Genomic DNA, 16573 nt, shown 5'->3' with positions numbered 1-16573 from the left:
GCCCGGGACGGCACCGCCGTCCCGGGCGGTCGTGCGTCGGGGCCCTGCGCGCGAGGGACGGGCTGTGGGTCTCGTCACGACGCCGCCGACAGATTAGGTCTCCGATAACGAATCGGTTACGGTCGGGTGTCCCGCGTGCGAGCCGTGCTCGACAGGTGTATGTGACGCGGGCCCTGAACCGCCGGATCGGTGGGTCGGAACTCGGCGCCCTCGGGCGCGGGGGCCGGGAGCGAGGCGCGAGCGCGCCGCCCCGGTGCGTGACGGGCCGCCGGCCCGCCCCCGACCACCGTGCCCGGACAGCACGACGACTGGACTCTCGTGACCCGCTCCCCCCAGACCTCTCCCGTGCCCGCCGTGCCGGACGCCGACACCGTCGCGCCCGCCACGACCCGCCCCCGCCGCCGCTGGCCGTTCCTGGCCGCCGCGACCGTCGCCGCGGTCGCCGTCGCCGGTGGCGCCGTCGCCTACGCCGACGCCCGCAAGACCGTCACGCTCGACGTGGACGGCGACGTGAAGACCGTGACGTCCTACTCCGGCTCCGTCGACGACCTGCTCACCTCCCAGGGTGTCGTCGTCGGCGACCGCGACCTCGTGACCCCGGCGGCCGGCGCCACGCTCGAGGACGGCTCCGACGTCGTCGTGCGCTCCGGCAAGGAGCTCAGCCTGCAGGTGGACGGCAAGGACACCGACGCCTGGGTCACCGCGCTCGACGCCGACGAGGCGCTCGACAGCCTCACCGCTCGCGGCGGCGACGTGCGCATCGTCGCCTCCCGTGACGGCGAGCGCGCCTCGCTGCCGGTGGACGTCGACACGGACGGCCCGGTGGCCGTGGTGCACGACGGCACGACCGACGTGGTCGAGGACGCGGAGGACGTCGAGGCCGTGCTGGCCGAGGCCGACGTGGAGCTCGGGAAGAACGACCGGGTGCACGTCACCGACGCCGCCAACGCCGAGGTGAAGAAGCACGTCGCCGCGGCTGTCGCGGACCAGCAGAAGCAGGCCGAGAAGCAGGCCGAGAAGAAGGACGGCGCGCAGACCGAGCAGGTCGCCGCCGAGGCCGCTGCCCCCGCGCCGCAGGTGGCCGTCGTCGTGCAGCGCGTCGAGACCAAGAAGGTCACGACCACCAAGGCCGTCGACCACAAGACGACGACCAAGAAGTCCGGCGACCGGTACTCCGACGTCGACGCGAAGGTCGTGAAGAAGGGCAAGGACGGCGAGCGCACGATCGTCCACCGGGTCACGACGGTCGACGGCAAGGTCGTGAAGAAGACCAAGGTCTCGGACGAGGTCACCACCAAGCCCGTGACCCGCGTGCTGGTGAAGGGCACCAAGGAGCGCCCGGAGCCCGAGCCGAAGACGCCGTCCTACTCCGGCTCGACCCGGTCGATCGGCAAGCAGATGGCCGCGGCGCGCGGCTGGTCCGGCGAGCAGTGGTCCTGCCTCGAGTCGCTCTGGACCAAGGAGTCGGGCTGGAACGCCTCGGCGGCCAACCCGTCGTCCGGCGCGTACGGCATCCCGCAGTCGCTGCCGGGCTCGAAGATGGCGTCGGCCGGCTCCGACTGGCAGACCAACCCCGCCACGCAGATCGAGTGGGGTCTCGGCTACATCGCCGACGTCTACGGCACGCCGTGCGGCGCGTGGGGCCACTCGCAGTCGGTGGGCTGGTACTGAGCCGGCTCCCCGGCCGTCCCTGAGTCGTCGGCCGCGGGCCGACGAATAGACTCGCCCCCATGACGAACACCCCTGGCGCCCTGCTCGGCCCTGCGGAGATCCGCGAGCTGGCAGGGCGCCTCGGCGTCCGCCCCACCAAGCAGCTCGGGCAGAACTTCGTGCACGACGGCGGCACGGTGCGCAAGATCGTGCGCGCCGCCGGTCTGCGGCCGGGGGAGCGCGTCGTCGAGATCGGCCCCGGGCTGGGGTCGCTGACCCTCGGGCTGCTGGAGGCCGGAGCGTCCGTCGTCGCGGTCGAGATCGACCCGGTGCTGGCGGGCCAGATCGTCGAGACCGTGCACCGGCACGCGCCCGGTGCGGACTTCGAGGTGGTGCCCGCCGACGCGCTCGAGGTCACCGAGCTGCCGGGGGAGCCGCCGACGGCGCTCGTCGCGAACCTCCCGTACAACGTGGCCGTCCCGGTGCTGCTCACGTTCCTGCAGCGGTTCCCGAGCCTGGAGCGCGTGCTCGTCATGGTCCAGGCCGAGGTGGCCGACCGCCTCGCGGCGGGGCCCGGGTCGCGGACCTACGGCGTGCCGTCGGTCAAGGCGGCCTGGTACGCCGACACGCGCCGGTCGCTCAACGTCAGCCGGCACGTGTTCTGGCCGGAGCCCAACGTGGACTCCGCTCTCGTGGCGCTGGAGAAGCGCGAGCCCCCCGTCACGACCGCGACGCGCGAGCAGGTCTTCGCCGTCGTCGACGCCGCGTTCGCCCAGCGTCGCAAGACGCTGCGCGCCGCCCTGTCCGGCACGTTCGGGTCCGGTGTCGCCGCAGAGGAGGCGCTGCGCGCCGCGGGCGTCGACCCCGGGCTGCGCGGCGAGCGGCTCGAGGTCACGGACTTCGCGCGGATCGCCGAGCAGCTTCCGGTCGCGGCGGGCACGGTGGACGCGTGACGCATCTTGCCGCCGCCCCGTCGCCGTCCGTCCGCGTCCGCGCGCCCGGCAAGGTCAACCTGTCGCTGCGCGTCGGCGCGCGCCAGGCCGACGGCTACCACCCGTTGTCGACGATCTTCCAGGCCGTGGCCCTCTACGAGGAGGTGACCGCCACGCAGGTGCCGGAGGGTGCCGGCGTGACGATCACCGTGGACGGCCCGCAGGCCGAGCTCGTGCCCGTCGACGGCACGAACCTCGCCTGGCGCGCCGCCGAGGCGCTGGCGGCCCAGGTCGGCGTCGCGCCGGACGTGGCGCTGCACCTGGCCAAGGGCGTGCCCGTCGCCGGGGGCATGGCGGGCGGGTCCGCGGACGCGGCGGCCACCCTGGTGGCGTGCGACGCGCTGTGGCAGACCGGCCTGAGCCGCGACGACCTCGCGGCGCTCGCCGCGGAGCTCGGCTCGGACGTCCCCTTCGCCCTCCTCGGGCACACCGCCGTCGGGACCGGTCGCGGTCACCTGCTGACTCCCGCCATGGCCCGCGGCGAGTTCCACTGGGTGTTCGCGGCCCAGGCCGAGGGCCTGTCCACCCCCGCCGTCTACGGCCGCTTCGACGAGCTGGCAGGCCCGGACGGGGCCGCCGACGAGCCGGGGCTCGAGGAGGACACCGGGCTGATGCAGGCGCTGCGCGCCGGCGACTCGCACGCCCTCGGGCGGGCCCTGCACAACGACCTCCAGGCCGCGGCGCTCTCGCTGCGCCCCGAGCTGGAGCGCACCATCGCCGTCGCGGACGAGGCGGGCGCGCTGGGCGCGTTCGTCTCCGGCTCCGGCCCGACCGTCGCCGCGCTCGCCCGGTCGCGCCAGCACGCGCTGGCCGTCGCCGCGTCCTGGACGGCCGAGGGTGCCGCCGACTCCGTGTGGTGCACCTCGGGCCCCGCGCACGGCGCCCGCCTCCTCCCGTGACGCCGAGGTAGCTCCACCTCTGCCGAGGTAGTTCCACCTCTGCCGAGGTAGTCCGCATCCCGGCGAGGTAGCTGGCCCTTGGTGGTCATCATGGGTGATATCTCCCTGATGCCCGGACTACCTCGGCACGTCTGGTGCTACCTCGCGGAGACCCGGACTACCTCGGCACCTCTCGTGCTACCTCGCGGGGGTCCGGGCTACCTGGGCGGTCGGGGGCGGTCAGACGTGCTTGGCCAGCCACGCGAGGGTCGGGGCGAAGCGGTAGCCCTGGCCGCCCTCGTGGCGGTTGTAGGGGTACACGTCGATCGCCGTGTCCGGCGCCGTCTCGCCCAGCGCGCCCCACTGGTTGTACGCGGCGTACACGGTCGACGGCGGGCAGACGTCGTCGCGCAGGGCGGTCGAGAACAGCGCGGCCGCGCGGGCGCGGCGGGCGAACGAGACGCCGTCGAGGTAGGAGAACGTGCGCCAGACGGCGTCCTCGTGCTCGCGGTGCACGGACAGGTACTGCGTGATCTCGCCGTACGGGAAGGCGTCGGAGATCTGCACGGCGCGGCGGTAGTGGCACAGGAACGGCACGTTCGGCACGGCGGCGGCGACGTCGGGCACCAGGCCGGCGACGGCGATCGCGATGCCGCCGCCCTGGCTCGTGCCGGCGACGGCGACGCGCGCGGGGTCGATCCCCTCCACGCGGCGCACGGCGTCCACGGCCCGCACGCCGTCGGTGAAGACGCGCCGGTAGTAGTGCTCGTGCGGGTCGAGGACGCCGCGCGTCATGAAGCCGGGGGAGGCCGGGCCGCTGCCCACCGGGTCCGGGGTGTCGCCGCCGTGGCCCCAGCCGGAGCCCTGGCCGCGGGTGTCCATGACGAGGTGCGCGTAGCCCGCGGCGGCGGGGCCCAGGTGGTCGTGCGCCAGCCCGCGCCCGCCGCCGTAGCCGACGAACTCGACGACGGCGGGCAGCGGTCCGTCGGCCGCGGCGTCGTGGCGCGCGGGCCGGGTCAGCCACGCCTTGACCGGCTGCCCGTCGAAGCCCGGGAACGTCACGTCGTCCACCACGAGCTCCGTGAGGCCGGTGTCCGCCCGCTCCAGCGTCGGGCCGTCGTCGTGCGCGCGGGACTCGACGAGGGTCTGCGACCAGAACGCGTCGAAGTCGGCGGGCTCGTCGATCTCGGGCACGTACGTCTCGAGCTCGGCGACGGGCAGGTCGAACTGGGCCATCGGGTTCCTCCGGGGACTTCCTGCGGGACCTCCCGCAGCGGTGCGGTGTCGGGCTGCACTGTAGCCGGGACGGCCGGGGCCGAGGGAGAACGCTTCCCTTCCCGGACGTCTACGCTGCAACCACTCGGACGGGCGAGGTGAGGACACGGTGCGACGCGGGACCAACCTGCCGCGGGTGGGCGACTTCAACCAGATGGTCGTGCTCGACCAGGTGCGGCGGGCGTCCGGCGGCACGAGCCGCAGCGAGCTCGCGGCGAGCTCCGGGCTGTCCCTCCAGGCGGTGTCGAACATCGTGGCGCGGCTCATCGCGCTGGGGTACGTCGTCGAGGGGGAGCGCCGGGCCGAGGGCCGGGGCAAGCCCCGCACCATGCTCTACCTCGAGCCGCAGGGCGCGTTCGCGCTGGGCGTGCACATCGACCCGGTGGTGGTGACGTCGGTGCTCGTGGACCTCGACGGCCGCACCGTGGAGAAGGTCGTCGAGCCGACGCCGGCCGGCCCCGGGGCGGTGGCCGAGGCCGTCGCCGCGGCGGCCGCCGCGATGCTCGAGCGGGCCGGCGTCGACCGCTCCGCCGTCCTCGGGCTGGGGGTGGCGGCGCCGGGGCCGGTGGACCTCGCCGCCGGCACGGTGATCCGCCCGCCGCTCCTGGACGGCTGGGAGGAGGTGCCGGTGCGCGACCTGCTGGCCGCCGCGACGGGGTTCGACGTCGTGCTGGACAAGGACGTCTCGGCGGCGATGGTGGCGGAGCTCTGGCGCGGCAACCGGATGCTGCGCGGCACGTCCCTCTTCTTCTACACGGGCTTCGGCGTCGCCGTCGCGGTGGCGCACGACGGCGAGCTCCTCGCGGGGTCGTCGCGCAACGCCGGTGAGGTCGGCCACCTGGTGGTCGACAACGACGGCCCGCTGTGCGGCTGCGGCCAGCGGGGGTGCATCGGCGTCTCCGCCGCCCCCGCGACGCTGGTGGCCGAGGCCGTCGCGGGCGGCGTGCTTCCCCCGGGCACCCCGGCGTCGACGCCGGCCGAGCTCGACGCGGCCCTCACGACGCTGTGCCGGGCCGCCGCGGACGGCGACGCGGTCGCCGCGGGGATCCTCGCGACGTCCGCGCGGCGGGTCGCGCGCGGGATCACCGTGGTGGCCGACCTCGTGGACGCGGAGGTCGTCGTCTTCGGCGGCCCGGCGTGGGCGCGGCTGGCCCCCCACTACCTGCCCGTCGTGCGGCGGGAGCTCACGGTGCAGGCGACGTTGCGCGAGGTGCACGCCGTCGAGGTGCTGGGATCCGCCGTCGGCGACCACGTCGGCGCGGTGGGGGCGGCGAGCCTGGTGCTCGACGGGCTGTTCACGCCGCGTCCCTCCGGGCTCGTCGGCGGGGGCGCGGCGCGCGCTCTCGTGCGCCCGTAGCCCGCGGGCGCCCCACCGAGGACCGACCTCGAACCGCCGGGCCGGCATGCTTGACAGCAATAACTCAATTCGCTTGAGTTATTCGTGTCAGCCGGCCCGGCGTCGTCGGGCCACTCATGTGGGCAAAGGAGCAGCATGCGACTGGCACGACACCTCGCCGCGGGGACCGCGGTCACGGCGCTCGTCCTCACCCTCGGAGCCTGCGGCTCGGGGGGCGGCGAGGGGAGCAGCGGGGACGCGACGATCAAGATCGCGTACCAGAAGTTCGGGAACTTCACCCAGGCCGACGAGCTGTTCAAGGACGTCAAGGCCGAGTACGAGAAGGAGAACCCGGACGTCACGATCGAGCTCGTGCCGATCGAGGCCAGCCAGAACGACTACTTCACGAAGCTCGCGCTCATGAACCGCGCGCCCGGGACGGCGCCCGACCTCATGTACGAGGACACGTTCATGATCAAGTCGGACGTCGAGGCGGGGTACCTGCTGCCGATGGACGACTACCTCGCCGAGTGGGACGACTGGGGCCAGTTCGTCGACCAGGCCAAGCAGGCCGGGCTGGGCGACGACGGCAAGACCTACGGCGTCCCCATGGGCACGGACACGCGCGGGCTGTGGTTCAACAAGGAGGTGCTCGCGAAGGCGGGGCTGCCCGAGGACTGGGCCCCGAAGACCTGGGACGAGCTCCTCGAGGCCGCCCGGGCGATCAAGAAGGCGGACCCGGAGGTCATCCCGCTCAACGTCTACTCGGGCAAGCCGATGGGCGAGGGCTCCACCATGCAGGGCTTCGAGATGCTGCTGTACGGCACGGGCGGCACGCTCTACGACACCGGCGCGTCGAAGTGGATCGTCGGGTCGCAGGAGTTCGTCGACTCGCTCGACTTCATCAAGACGATCTACACCGAGGGACTCGCGCCGACGCCGCAGCAGGCGCTCGACCCGAACGTCGGCAACACGGTCTCGGCCGAGTGGCTCCCGAAGGGCAAGCTCGGCATCTCCCTCGACGGGTCCTGGATGCCCGGCACCTGGCTCGAGGCGGGCACGGCGCCCTGGCCCGAGTGGACCGACGTCATGGGCACGGCCGCGATGCCCACCCAGGACGGCCAGGCCCCCGGCGCGGTGAGCATGTCGGGCGGCTGGACGATGGCGATCGGCTCCGGGTCGAAGAACCCCGACGTGGCGTTCGACGTCATCACCCACGCGCTCGACAAGGAGAACTCGCTGCGGTACGCGATCGACAACAGCCAGATCGCGGTGCGCACCGACGTCGCCGAGGAGCCCTCGTACTCCGAGGCGAACCCGACGGTGCCGTTCTTCTCCGACCTCGTCGAGGTGACGAACTTCCGCCCCGCCACCTCCGACTACGCGCAGATCTCCAACGCGATCCAGGTGGCGATGGAGTCGGTCATGACCGGGCAGCAGACCCCGGAGGAGGCCGCGGCCGTGTACGACAAGGCCGTGATCGCCCAGGTCGGCGAAGAGAACACGACGAACGGCTGACGACGTGACCGCCACCCTCGCCCCCGCCCCCGTCGGCGGGCCGGGGGCGGGGCCGTCGCCGGTGCGGCGCGCGCACGCGCGCCGCACCGCCGGCCGCCTCGTCCCAATGCTGCCCGCCGTCGCCCTGCTCGCGCTGTTCATGCTCGGCCCCGTCGTGTGGTCGTTCTACGGGTCGTTCACCAACGCGGCCCTCACCGGCCCGAACGCCCTGGCCCCCGAGTGGGTCGGACTGGACAACTACGTCGCGCTGCTCGCCGACCCCGACTTCCCGAAGGCCCTGTGGCTCACGGTGCTGTTCGTCATCGCGTCCGCGGTGATCGGGCAGAACGTGGCCGGCCTCGGCCTCGCGATGCTCATGCGCTCCGCGCTCAGGCCCGTGCGGGCCGTCGTCTCGACGCTCGTCGTGACGGCGTGGGTGCTGCCCGAGATCGTCGCCGCCTTCGCCGCCTACGCGTTCTTCCACGCCGACGGCACGCTCAACTCGCTGCTGGCGGGCGTGGGGGTCACCGGCCCCGACTGGCTCTTCGAGTACCCGATGCTCGCCGTCATCCTCGCCAACGTCTGGCGGGGCACGGCGTTCTCGATGATGGTCTACTCCGCCGCGATCGCGGAGGTGCCGCCGGAGATCACCGAGGCCGCGACGGTCGACGGGGCGAACGCTGCCCAGCGCCTGGTGTGGGTCACGCTGCCCACGATCCGGCGCAGCATCTCGACCAACCTCATGCTCACGACGCTGCAGACGCTGTCCGTGTTCACCCTCATCTACGTGATGACGGGCGGCGGCCCTGGCACCGACAGCTCCACGCTGCCGATCCTCGCCTACCAGGAGGCGTTCAAGTTCGCCCAGGTCGGCTACGGCACGGCGATCGCGACCGTGATGCTGGTGATCGGCGCCGTCTTCTCCGTCGTGTACATCCGCAGCCTGAAGCCGGAGGTCGACTGATGGCCCAGACCGCAGCCCCCGCGTCCGTCCCTTCCCCCGTGCCCGACGTCGCCGGCGCGCCCCCCGCACGACGGCGGGCGACGCCGTCGGTCGCCGCCCCCGGGCCGCGCGCCGCGCGCGTGCTGTCGAACGTCGTGCTGGTCGTCGTGGGGCTGTGCTTCCTGCTGCCGCTCGGCTGGATCGTGCTGGCGTCGCTGGACCCGAGCGCCACGCTCGCCGTCCGGCTGCCCGAGACGTTCACGCTCGAGAACTTCACGGCCGTCATGACCCCCGAGCAGACGTGGGTGCCGCTGGCGAACGCGTTCGTGCTGTCCGCGGGCACCGGGCTCATCACCGTGGTCGCGTCCGTGCTGGCGGCGTACCCGCTGTCGCGCTACCGGATGCGCTTCAACAAGCCGTTCCTGTACGCCGTGCTGTTCGGCACCTGCCTGCCGATCACGGCGATGATGGTGCCGGTCTACTCGCTGTTCGTGCGGCTCAACCTGCTCGACTCGCTGGCCGGCACCACGTTCTTCATGGCCGCGACGTCGCTGCCGATGGCGATCTGGATGACCAAGAACTTCATGGACTCCGTGCCGATCTCCCTCGAGGAGGCGGCGTGGACCGACGGTGCGTCGGCAATGACCACGCTGCGCACCATCGTGCTGCCGCTCATGCGGCCCGGCATCGCCGTCGTCTTCATCTTCGTGTTCATCCAGGCGTGGGGGAACTTCTTCGTCCCCTTCGTGCTGCTGCTGACCCCGGAGAAGCAGCCGGCGGCCGTGAGCATCTTCGCGTTCTTCGGCCAGTACGGCTCGGTCGCCTACGGCCAGCTCGCGGCCTACTCGATGCTCTACGCCCTGCCCGCCGTCGGCCTGTACGTGCTCGTCTCGCGGCTGTCCGGCGGCTCGTTCGCGCTCGCCGGCGCCGTCAAGGGCTGACCGAGCCCCGTTCCACCGCCCGCACCGTCACCAGGAGCCTGATCCATGCACGACACCACCGCCCGCACCACCGCGCGCCTCGAGCGGTTCACCCGCGACTGGCTGGAGCCCGCCGTCCTGCGCGAGACCCGGCCGCTCGACGTCGCGGCGTGGACCGTCGGCGGGGAGCCCGTGCCCTTCGCCGACGCGGTCGCGGCGACGTACGCGCCGTTCGCCCTCGGGAGCCCCTGGGGGCGGCCGTGGGACACGACGTGGTTCCACGTGACCGGAGCCGTCCCGGCCGAGTGGTCCGGCGACGCGGCGCCCGCGGGCACGCGTGTCGAGCTCGTCGTCGACCTGGGCTTCACCGGCGCCGGCCCGGGCTTCCAGGCCGAGGGCACCGCGTGGACCCCCGACGGTCGCATCGTCAAGGCCGTCGAGCCGCGCAACCAGCACGTGCCGCTCGTCGCGGGGCAGGCGCTCGACGCCGACGGCCGCGTCGACCTCTACGTCGAGGCCGCCGCCAACCCCGACGTGCCGGGCGGCGCCTGGACCCGGCCCACGCCGATGGGCGCCTGGGAGACGTCCGGACCCGACCCGATCTACGCGCTGCGGACGATGCACGTCGCGCTCGTCGACGAGACGGCCTGGGAGCTGCTGCAGGACGTGCGCGCCCTGCACGGCCTGGTGCGGGTGCTGCCCGGCACGAGCCCCCGCGCGGCCGAGGTGCTGCGTGCGCTGGAGGACATGCTCGACGCCGTCGACCCCGACGACCTCGCCGGCACCGCCGCCGCGGGTCGTGCGGCCATCGCGCCGGCCCTGGCCGCCCCGGCCACGGCGTCGGCGCACCGCGTGCACGCCGTCGGCCACGCCCACATCGACTCCGCGTGGCTGTGGCCCACCCGCGAGACGGTGCGCAAGTGCGCGCGCACGTTCTCCAACGTGCTGTCGCTCATGGACGAGGACCCGGACGTGCGGTTCGCGTGCTCGTCGGCGCAGCAGTACTCGTGGGTCCAGGAGCACTTCCCGGAGCTGTTCGAGCGGATCCGCGAGCGCGTGCGCGAGGGCCGGTTCGTGCCCGTGGGCGGCATGTGGGTGGAGTCCGACACGAACATGCCGGGCGGCGAGGCGCTGGCCCGCCAGCTCGTGGCCGGCAAGCGGTACTTCATCGAGGAGCTGGGCGTGGAGCCGAAGGAGGTCTGGCTGCCGGACTCCTTCGGGTACACGGCCGCCCTGCCGCAGCTCGCCCGGCTGGCGGGCAGCGACAACTTCCTCACGCAGAAGATCTCGTGGAACGACACCAACCGGATGCCGCACCACACGTTCTGGTGGGAGGGCATCGACGGGTCGCGCGTCTTCACGCACTTCCCGCCGGTCGACACGTACAACTCCGACCTGTCGGCGGAGGAGCTCGACCGCGCCGAGCGGCAGTACGCCGAGAAGGGCCGCGCCAACACGTCGCTCGTGCCGTTCGGTTACGGCGACGGCGGCGGCGGCCCCACCCGCGAGATGGTCGCGGCCGCGCGGCGCACCCACGACCTGGAGGGGTCGCCGCGGGTGGAGCTGTCCGACTCGCAGACCTTCTTCGACGCGGCCCGGGCGGAGTACGCGGACCCGGCCACGTGGACGGGGGAGATGTACCTCGAGTACCACCGCGGCACCTACACGTCGCAGGCCCGCACCAAGCGCGGCAACCGGCGCAGCGAGCACCTGCTGCGCGAGGCCGAGCTGTGGGCCGCGACCGCGGCCGTGCGGACCGGCGCCGACTTCCCGGCCGCGCGGCTGCAGCGGCTCTGGCGCACGGTGCTGCTGCAGCAGTTCCACGACATCCTGCCGGGGTCGTCCATCGCCTGGGTGCACCGCGAGGCCGAGCGGAACTACGCCGAGGTCGCCCGTGAGCTCGAGGAGATCGTCGCCGAGGCGTTGCGGGCGCTGATCGGGGAGGGTGACCGGACGGTGGCCGCGAACGCCGGGCCGTTCGCGCGCGACGGCGTCGCCGCGCTCGGCGCCGCGGCCCTCGACGCCCCGCGCGGCGCGGGCACCGTGGCACCGGTGGCCGACGGCGACGGCTGGGTGCTGGAGAACGACCTGGTGCGCGTCGTCGTCGACCCGGACGGGCACGTCGTCTCGGCGGTCGACCGGGCGAGCGGGCGCGAGGCGGTGCTGCCCGGCGCGAAGGCGAACCTGCTCCAGCTGCACCGCGACGTCCCCAACGAGTGGGAGGCGTGGGACATCGACGAGCACTACCGGCGCGCCACCACCGACCTCGTCGCGGCGGTGAAGGCCGAGGTGGCCGAGGGTGCGTCCGGGCCGGTCGTGCGCGTGCTGCGGGAGTTCGGCTCCTCGCGCGTCGAGCAGGACCTCGCGCTCCCCGTCGACGGGCGCGGGCTGCGCATCACGACCCGCGTCGACTGGCACGAGCGGCAGAAGCTGCTCAAGCTCGCGTTCCCGCTCGACGTGCGGGCCGAGCGCGCGACGTCGGAGATCCAGTTCGGGCACGTGCACCGGCCCACGCACGTCAACACCTCCTGGGACCACGCGCGGTTCGAGACCGTCGCGCACCGGTGGGTGCACGTGGGGGAGCCCGGCTTCGGCGTGGCCGTCGCGAACGACTCGACCTACGGGCACGACATCACCCGCACCCGGGCCGACGACGCGACCGACGCGCAGGGCGCCCGCGGTACCACCGTGCGCCTCTCGCTGCTGCGCGCGCCGAAGTTCCCCGACCCCGACGCGGACCAGGGCGAGCACGAGCTGACCTGCGAGCTGGTCGTCGGCGCCGGCATCGACGACGCCGTGCGCCACGGCTACGCGCTCAACCTGCCCGAGCGCGTCGTCACCGGCGACCACGGCGTCGAGCCGCTGGTCACCGTCGACGACGACGCGGTCGTCGTCGAGGCGGTCAAGCTGGCCGAGGACGGCAGCGGCGACGTCGTCGTGCGGCTCTACGAGAGCCGGGGCGGGCGTGCGCGGGCGCGCGTCACGCCGGCGTTCGCGCACGCGTCCGTCGAGGTGACCGACCTGCTCGAGCGCCCGCTGGCGGGCGCGGCCGGCGCCCCCGCGCGCGACGGCGACGCCGTGCTGCTGGAGATGACGCCGTTCCAGGTGGTCACGCTGCGCGTGCGGCGCTGACCGCCCGGCGCGCGATCCGTCGCGGTGTCCGGCCGCACACCGTGACGGATCGCGTGCCCGCTTGGCGACTACCCTCGTCGGGTGGCACATCTCCTCGGCGCGGACGGCATCGCGCTGACCATCGGCACCCGCACCCTCCTGCGCGACGTCTCGCTCGGGCTCGACGACGGCGACCGCATCGGCGTCGTCGGCCCCAACGGGGCCGGCAAGTCGACCCTGCTGCGTCTGCTCGCGGGCACGCAGGCCCCCGACGCCGGGCGCGTCACCCGGGTGGGCGGCTCGCGCCTCGGCATGCTCGTCCAGCGCGACGTGGACGACGACGCGGCGACGATCCGCGACCTCGTGCACGGCGACGACGCGACGCACGAGTGGGCGTCCGACGCGCGCATCCGCAACGTGCACGCCGGCCTGCTGGCCGACCTCGACCTGGACCAGCCGGCGTCGACCCTCTCCGGCGGGCAGCGGCGTCGCGTGGCGCTCGCGGCCCTGCTCGTCGAGGACCCGGACGTCCTGCTCCTCGACGAGCCCACCAACCACCTCGACGTCGAGGGCGTCGCCTGGCTGGCCGAGCACCTCGCCGCTCGCTACGGCCGGCCGGGCGCCACGGGCGCGCTCGTCGTCGTCACCCACGACCGCTGGTTCCTCGACGCGGTCTGCTCGCGCACGTGGGAGGTGCGGGGCGACGGCTCCGGCGGCGTCGACGGGTACGACGGCGGGTACGCGGCCTACATCCTGGCGCGCGCCGAGCGCGCCCGGCAGGCCGCCACCGCGGCCGAGAAGCGCAACAACCTGCTGCGCAAGGAGCTCGCCTGGCTCAAGCGCGGCGCGCCCGCCCGCACCTCCAAGCCGAAGTTCCGCCTCGACGCCGCGGCCGCGCTCATCGACGACGAGCCGCCGCCGCGCGACACCCTCGAGCTCACCCAGATGGCCACCCGCCGGCTGGGCAAGGACGTGCTCGACCTCGAGGACGTCACCGTCGCCGTCCCCGCGCGGGACGGCCACGAGGCCGGGCCGCGCGACGCGGCCGGGCGGCGCGTGCTGCTCGACGACGTCACGTGGCGCCTCGGCCCCGGCGACCGGTACGGCGTCGTCGGCGTGAACGGCGCGGGCAAGACGACGCTGCTCTCGCTGCTCGCCGGGCGGCGCGAGCCCGACTCCGGTCGGGTGCGGCGCGGCAAGACGGTGCACGTCGCGGAGCTCACCCAGGACGTCGGCGAGCTCGACGACGTCGGGCACCTCACCGCCGTGCAGGTCGTGGACCGCGAGAAGCGCACCGTCGTCGTCGACGGCAAGGAGCTCACCGCCGGGCAGCTCACCGAGCGTCTCGGCTTCACCCGCGAGCGGGCGCACACCATCGTGCGCGACCTGTCCGGAGGCGAGCGGCGGCGCCTCCAGCTGCTGCGACTGCTCGTCTCGGAGCCGAACGTGCTGCTGCTCGACGAGCCCACGAACGACCTGGACACCGACACCCTCGCCGCCGTCGAGGACCTGCTCGACGGGTGGCCCGGCACGCTGATCGTCGTCTCCCACGACCGATACCTGCTGGAGCGGGTGTGCGACCGGCAGTGGGCGCTGCTCGGCGACGGCGCGCTGCGGGACCTGCCGGGCGGCGTGGAGCAGTACCTCCAGCTGCGCCGGGCGGGCACCTCGGGCCCGTCGGCGGACGCCGCCTCACCGGGCGCCCCGCCGGCCGCGGCCGGGACCGCCGGTTCCGCGGCGCGACCTGCGACGACGCCGCCCGGGGCCTCCGCGGCGGAGGTGCGGGCCGCCAAGAAGGAAATCTCACGGATTGAGCGGAGGTTGGCTCGGATCGCGGACGAGGAGAACACTCTGCACGAGCAGATCGCCGCCGACCCGACGGACTACACCGCGGTGGCGGCCCTCGACGAGCGCCTCCGGGAGCTCGGCGCCGAGAAGGAGGAGCTCGAGATGGCCTGGTTGGAGTCCGCCGAGGTGGCCGGATGATCGCCCCATGAACGACCCAGTGCTGGACGACGTCGACCGGGCGCTCGTGCGCGCGCTGCGCGAGGACGGGCGCGCGACGCTGGCGGCGCTCGCGGGCGTGACGGGGCTGTCGCAGTCCGCCGTGCAGGCGCGGGTGCGCAAGCTGGAGGCGCGGCGGGTGATCACCGGCTACCGCGCCGTCGTCGACCCCGACGCCGTCGGGCTGCCGATCGCGGCGTACGTCGAGATCACGCCGCTGGACCAGTCGCAGGCCGACGACGCCCCCGAGCGGCTGCGCGACGTCCCGGGCATCGAGGCCTGCTGGTCCGTCGCGGGCAACGCGAACTATCTGCTGCTGGTGCGGGTGTCCTCGCCGTCGGCGCTGGAGGACCTGCTCGGCGTCATCCGGCGGGAGGCGAGCGTGTCCACGCGCTCCACCGTGGTGCTCCGGACGTACTTCGAGGGACGGCCGCTGGCGCACTGACAAGATTTCTTACGGTCATGCTCTGGTTCGGCAGGAAGTTCTCCTCTACCGTCAGGGTATGACCGAGACAATCTCTCAGCGCACAGCCTCCAGCGTCGGCGGCTCGATCGAGGCCACCGCCGTCCTCGAGTCGCTGCGCGAGCACCTGCTCGTCGACGGCTTCGACCTCGTGCTCGACCTCGACCGCTCGCACGGATCGACCCTCGTCGACGCCCGTGACGGCCGCGAGTGGACCGACCTGTTCACCTTCTTCGCCTCCAACCCCCTGGGGATGAACCACCCCGCCCTGTTCCGCGACCCGCTGTTCCGCGAGGAGCTCACCCGCGCCGCGATCAACAAGCCGTCCAACTCCGACGTCTACACCGTCGAGCTCGCCCGGTTCGTCGACACCTTCGCCCGCGTGCTCGGCGACCCCGCGCTGCCGCACCTCTTCTTCGTCGACGGCGGCGCCCTCGCCGTCGAGAACGCGCTCAAGGTCGCGTTCGACTGGAAGTCGCGGCACAACGAGGCGCACGGCCGCTCGCCGGAGCTGGGCACCCGGGTGCTGCACCTGCAGCACGCCTTCCACGGCCGCTCCGGCTACACCATGTCCCTCACCAACACCGAGCCCGGCAAGGTCGCCCGCTTCCCCAAGTTCGACTGGCCGCGCATCTCCTCGCCGTACCCCGGGCACGACGCCGACGGCACCCCGCGCGACGTCGAGGCCCTCGAGGCGCAGGCGCTCGCCGAGGCACGCGCCGCCTTCGAGGCCCACCCGCACGACATCGCCTGCTTCGTCGCCGAGCCCGTCCAGGGGGAGGGCGGCGACCACCACCTGCGCGCCGAGTTCCTCCAGGCGATGCAGGCCCTGTGCCGCGAGCACGACGCCCTGTTCATCCTCGACGAGGTGCAGACCGGCGTCGGCATGGCCGGCACCGCCTGGGCCTACCAGCAGCTCGGCGTGCAGCCCGACGTCGTCGCCTTCGGCAAGAAGGCCCAGGTGTGCGGCGTCATGGCCGGCGGCCGCGTCGACGAGATCGACGACAACGTCTTCCACGTGTCCTCGCGCATCAACTCCACCTGGGGCGGCAACCTCGCCGACATGGTCCGCTCGCGCCGCATCCTCGAGGTGATCGAGGCCGAGGGGCTGATCGAGCGCGCCGCGCGCGTCGGTGCGGGCCTGCTGTCGCGGCTCGAAGCGCTGGCGGCCGCGCACCCCGGCGTCGTCACCGACCCCCGCGGCCGCGGGCTCATGTGCGCCGTCTCCCTGCCGTCGCGGGACGTGCGCGACGCCGTCCTCGCCGGCCTGCACGCCCAGGGGTTCCTGATCCTCGGGTGCGGGGAGCGGTCCGTGCGGTTCCGGCCGGCGCTGACCGTCGACGAGTCGGTGCTGGATGCCGCCGTCGCGGCTCTCGGTCGTGTGGTGGCGCGAGTCTGATCGTCGGCCGACACCATGCTCCGGTTGACGGCCGGGCGGGGGTTCGCGCGCACGGTAGCGTTCACGGGCGCCAGGGCGCCCTCCACTTCGGGACGTCTACTACCG

General features: G+C 73.7%; 12 protein-coding genes. 11 read left to right on the top strand and 1 reads right to left on the bottom strand.

Features of this window, described 5'->3' with window-relative positions; all coding sequences use genetic code 11:
* Positions 1-318: 318 nt before the first annotated feature.
* From ACFQ80_RS21125 to ACFQ80_RS21115, 3 genes are read left to right on the top strand one after another with little or no spacing between them, the layout of a single operon-like run.
* A complete protein-coding gene (locus ACFQ80_RS21125; protein ID WP_430565034.1) occupies positions 319-1671 on the top strand; it encodes a G5 domain-containing protein in 1353 nt (450 codons plus the stop codon).
* Between the two features lie 59 nt (positions 1672-1730).
* Positions 1731-2603 (top strand): 16S rRNA (adenine(1518)-N(6)/adenine(1519)-N(6))-dimethyltransferase RsmA, encoded by an 873-nt coding sequence (gene rsmA / locus ACFQ80_RS21120; RefSeq protein ID WP_430548738.1) that lies wholly within the window; start codon positions 1731-1733, stop codon positions 2601-2603.
* Positions 2600-3541, top strand: coding sequence for a 4-(cytidine 5'-diphospho)-2-C-methyl-D-erythritol kinase (locus tag ACFQ80_RS21115; protein ID WP_430565033.1), 942 nt, complete (start codon positions 2600-2602; stop codon positions 3539-3541). Before rsmA ends, ACFQ80_RS21115 begins: the two co-directional genes overlap by 4 nt.
* A gap of 219 nt (positions 3542-3760) precedes the next feature.
* On the opposite strand, the gene ACFQ80_RS21110 is transcribed toward ACFQ80_RS21115, so the two are convergent.
* Complete coding sequence (locus ACFQ80_RS21110; protein WP_430548740.1) at positions 3761-4756, bottom strand: acetylxylan esterase; 996 nt, start codon at positions 4754-4756, stop codon at positions 3761-3763.
* A 148-nt stretch (positions 4757-4904) separates the two neighbouring features.
* On the opposite strand from ACFQ80_RS21110, the gene ACFQ80_RS21105 reads away from it, so the two are divergent.
* From ACFQ80_RS21105 to lat, 8 genes are all read left to right on the top strand, one after another.
* Positions 4905-6152, top strand: coding sequence for an ROK family protein (locus ACFQ80_RS21105; protein ID WP_430565032.1), 1248 nt, complete (start codon positions 4905-4907; stop codon positions 6150-6152).
* Positions 6153-6287: 135 nt separating this feature from the next.
* Complete coding sequence (locus tag ACFQ80_RS21100) at positions 6288-7649, top strand: ABC transporter substrate-binding protein (protein ID WP_430548742.1); 1362 nt, start codon at positions 6288-6290, stop codon at positions 7647-7649.
* A 4-nt stretch (positions 7650-7653) separates the two neighbouring features.
* Complete coding sequence (locus ACFQ80_RS21095; RefSeq protein WP_430548743.1) at positions 7654-8592, top strand: carbohydrate ABC transporter permease; 939 nt, start codon at positions 7654-7656, stop codon at positions 8590-8592.
* On the top strand, positions 8592-9512 hold the full coding sequence (locus tag ACFQ80_RS21090; RefSeq protein ID WP_430548744.1) for a carbohydrate ABC transporter permease: 921 nt from the start codon (positions 8592-8594) through the stop codon (positions 9510-9512). The genes ACFQ80_RS21095 and ACFQ80_RS21090 overlap by 1 nt, the downstream gene beginning before the upstream one ends.
* Positions 9513-9557: 45 nt before the next feature.
* Entirely contained in the window at positions 9558-12623 is a 3066-nt protein-coding gene (locus ACFQ80_RS21085) for an alpha-mannosidase (protein ID WP_430565031.1), read from the top strand.
* 81 nt (positions 12624-12704) lie between these two features.
* Complete coding sequence (locus tag ACFQ80_RS21080) at positions 12705-14588, top strand: ABC-F family ATP-binding cassette domain-containing protein (protein ID WP_430565030.1); 1884 nt, start codon at positions 12705-12707, stop codon at positions 14586-14588.
* A 7-nt stretch (positions 14589-14595) separates the two neighbouring features.
* Complete coding sequence (locus ACFQ80_RS21075; protein WP_430548747.1) at positions 14596-15051, top strand: Lrp/AsnC family transcriptional regulator; 456 nt, start codon at positions 14596-14598, stop codon at positions 15049-15051.
* 58 nt (positions 15052-15109) lie between these two features.
* On the top strand, positions 15110-16468 hold the full coding sequence (lat, locus tag ACFQ80_RS21070; RefSeq protein WP_430565029.1) for an L-lysine 6-transaminase: 1359 nt from the start codon (positions 15110-15112) through the stop codon (positions 16466-16468).
* Positions 16469-16573 lie beyond the last annotated feature (105 nt).

Source organism: Isoptericola sp. NPDC056578 (assembly GCF_042793275.1).
Lineage (GTDB): Bacteria > Actinomycetota > Actinomycetes > Actinomycetales > Cellulomonadaceae > Isoptericola.
The sequence above is the reverse complement of the archived record's forward strand: the minus strand, read 5'-3'. Positions and strand labels throughout refer to the sequence as shown.

Bases quoted from the DNA above. Each gene is read 5' to 3' on its own strand.
- rsmA (WP_430548738.1), top strand. From the start codon at position 1,731: ATGACGAACACCCCTGGCGCCCTGCTCGGCCCTGCGGAGATCCGCGAG.
- ACFQ80_RS21110 (WP_430548740.1), bottom strand. From the start codon at position 4,756: ATGGCCCAGTTCGACCTGCCCGTCGCCGAGCTCGAGACGTACGTGCCC.
- ACFQ80_RS21075 (WP_430548747.1), top strand. From the start codon at position 14,596: ATGAACGACCCAGTGCTGGACGACGTCGACCGGGCGCTCGTGCGCGCG.
- ACFQ80_RS21085 (WP_430565031.1), top strand. From the start codon at position 9,558: ATGCACGACACCACCGCCCGCACCACCGCGCGCCTCGAGCGGTTCACC.
- lat (WP_430565029.1), top strand. From the start codon at position 15,110: ATGACCGAGACAATCTCTCAGCGCACAGCCTCCAGCGTCGGCGGCTCG.
- ACFQ80_RS21090 (WP_430548744.1), top strand. From the start codon at position 8,592: ATGGCCCAGACCGCAGCCCCCGCGTCCGTCCCTTCCCCCGTGCCCGAC.
- ACFQ80_RS21100 (WP_430548742.1), top strand. From the start codon at position 6,288: ATGCGACTGGCACGACACCTCGCCGCGGGGACCGCGGTCACGGCGCTC.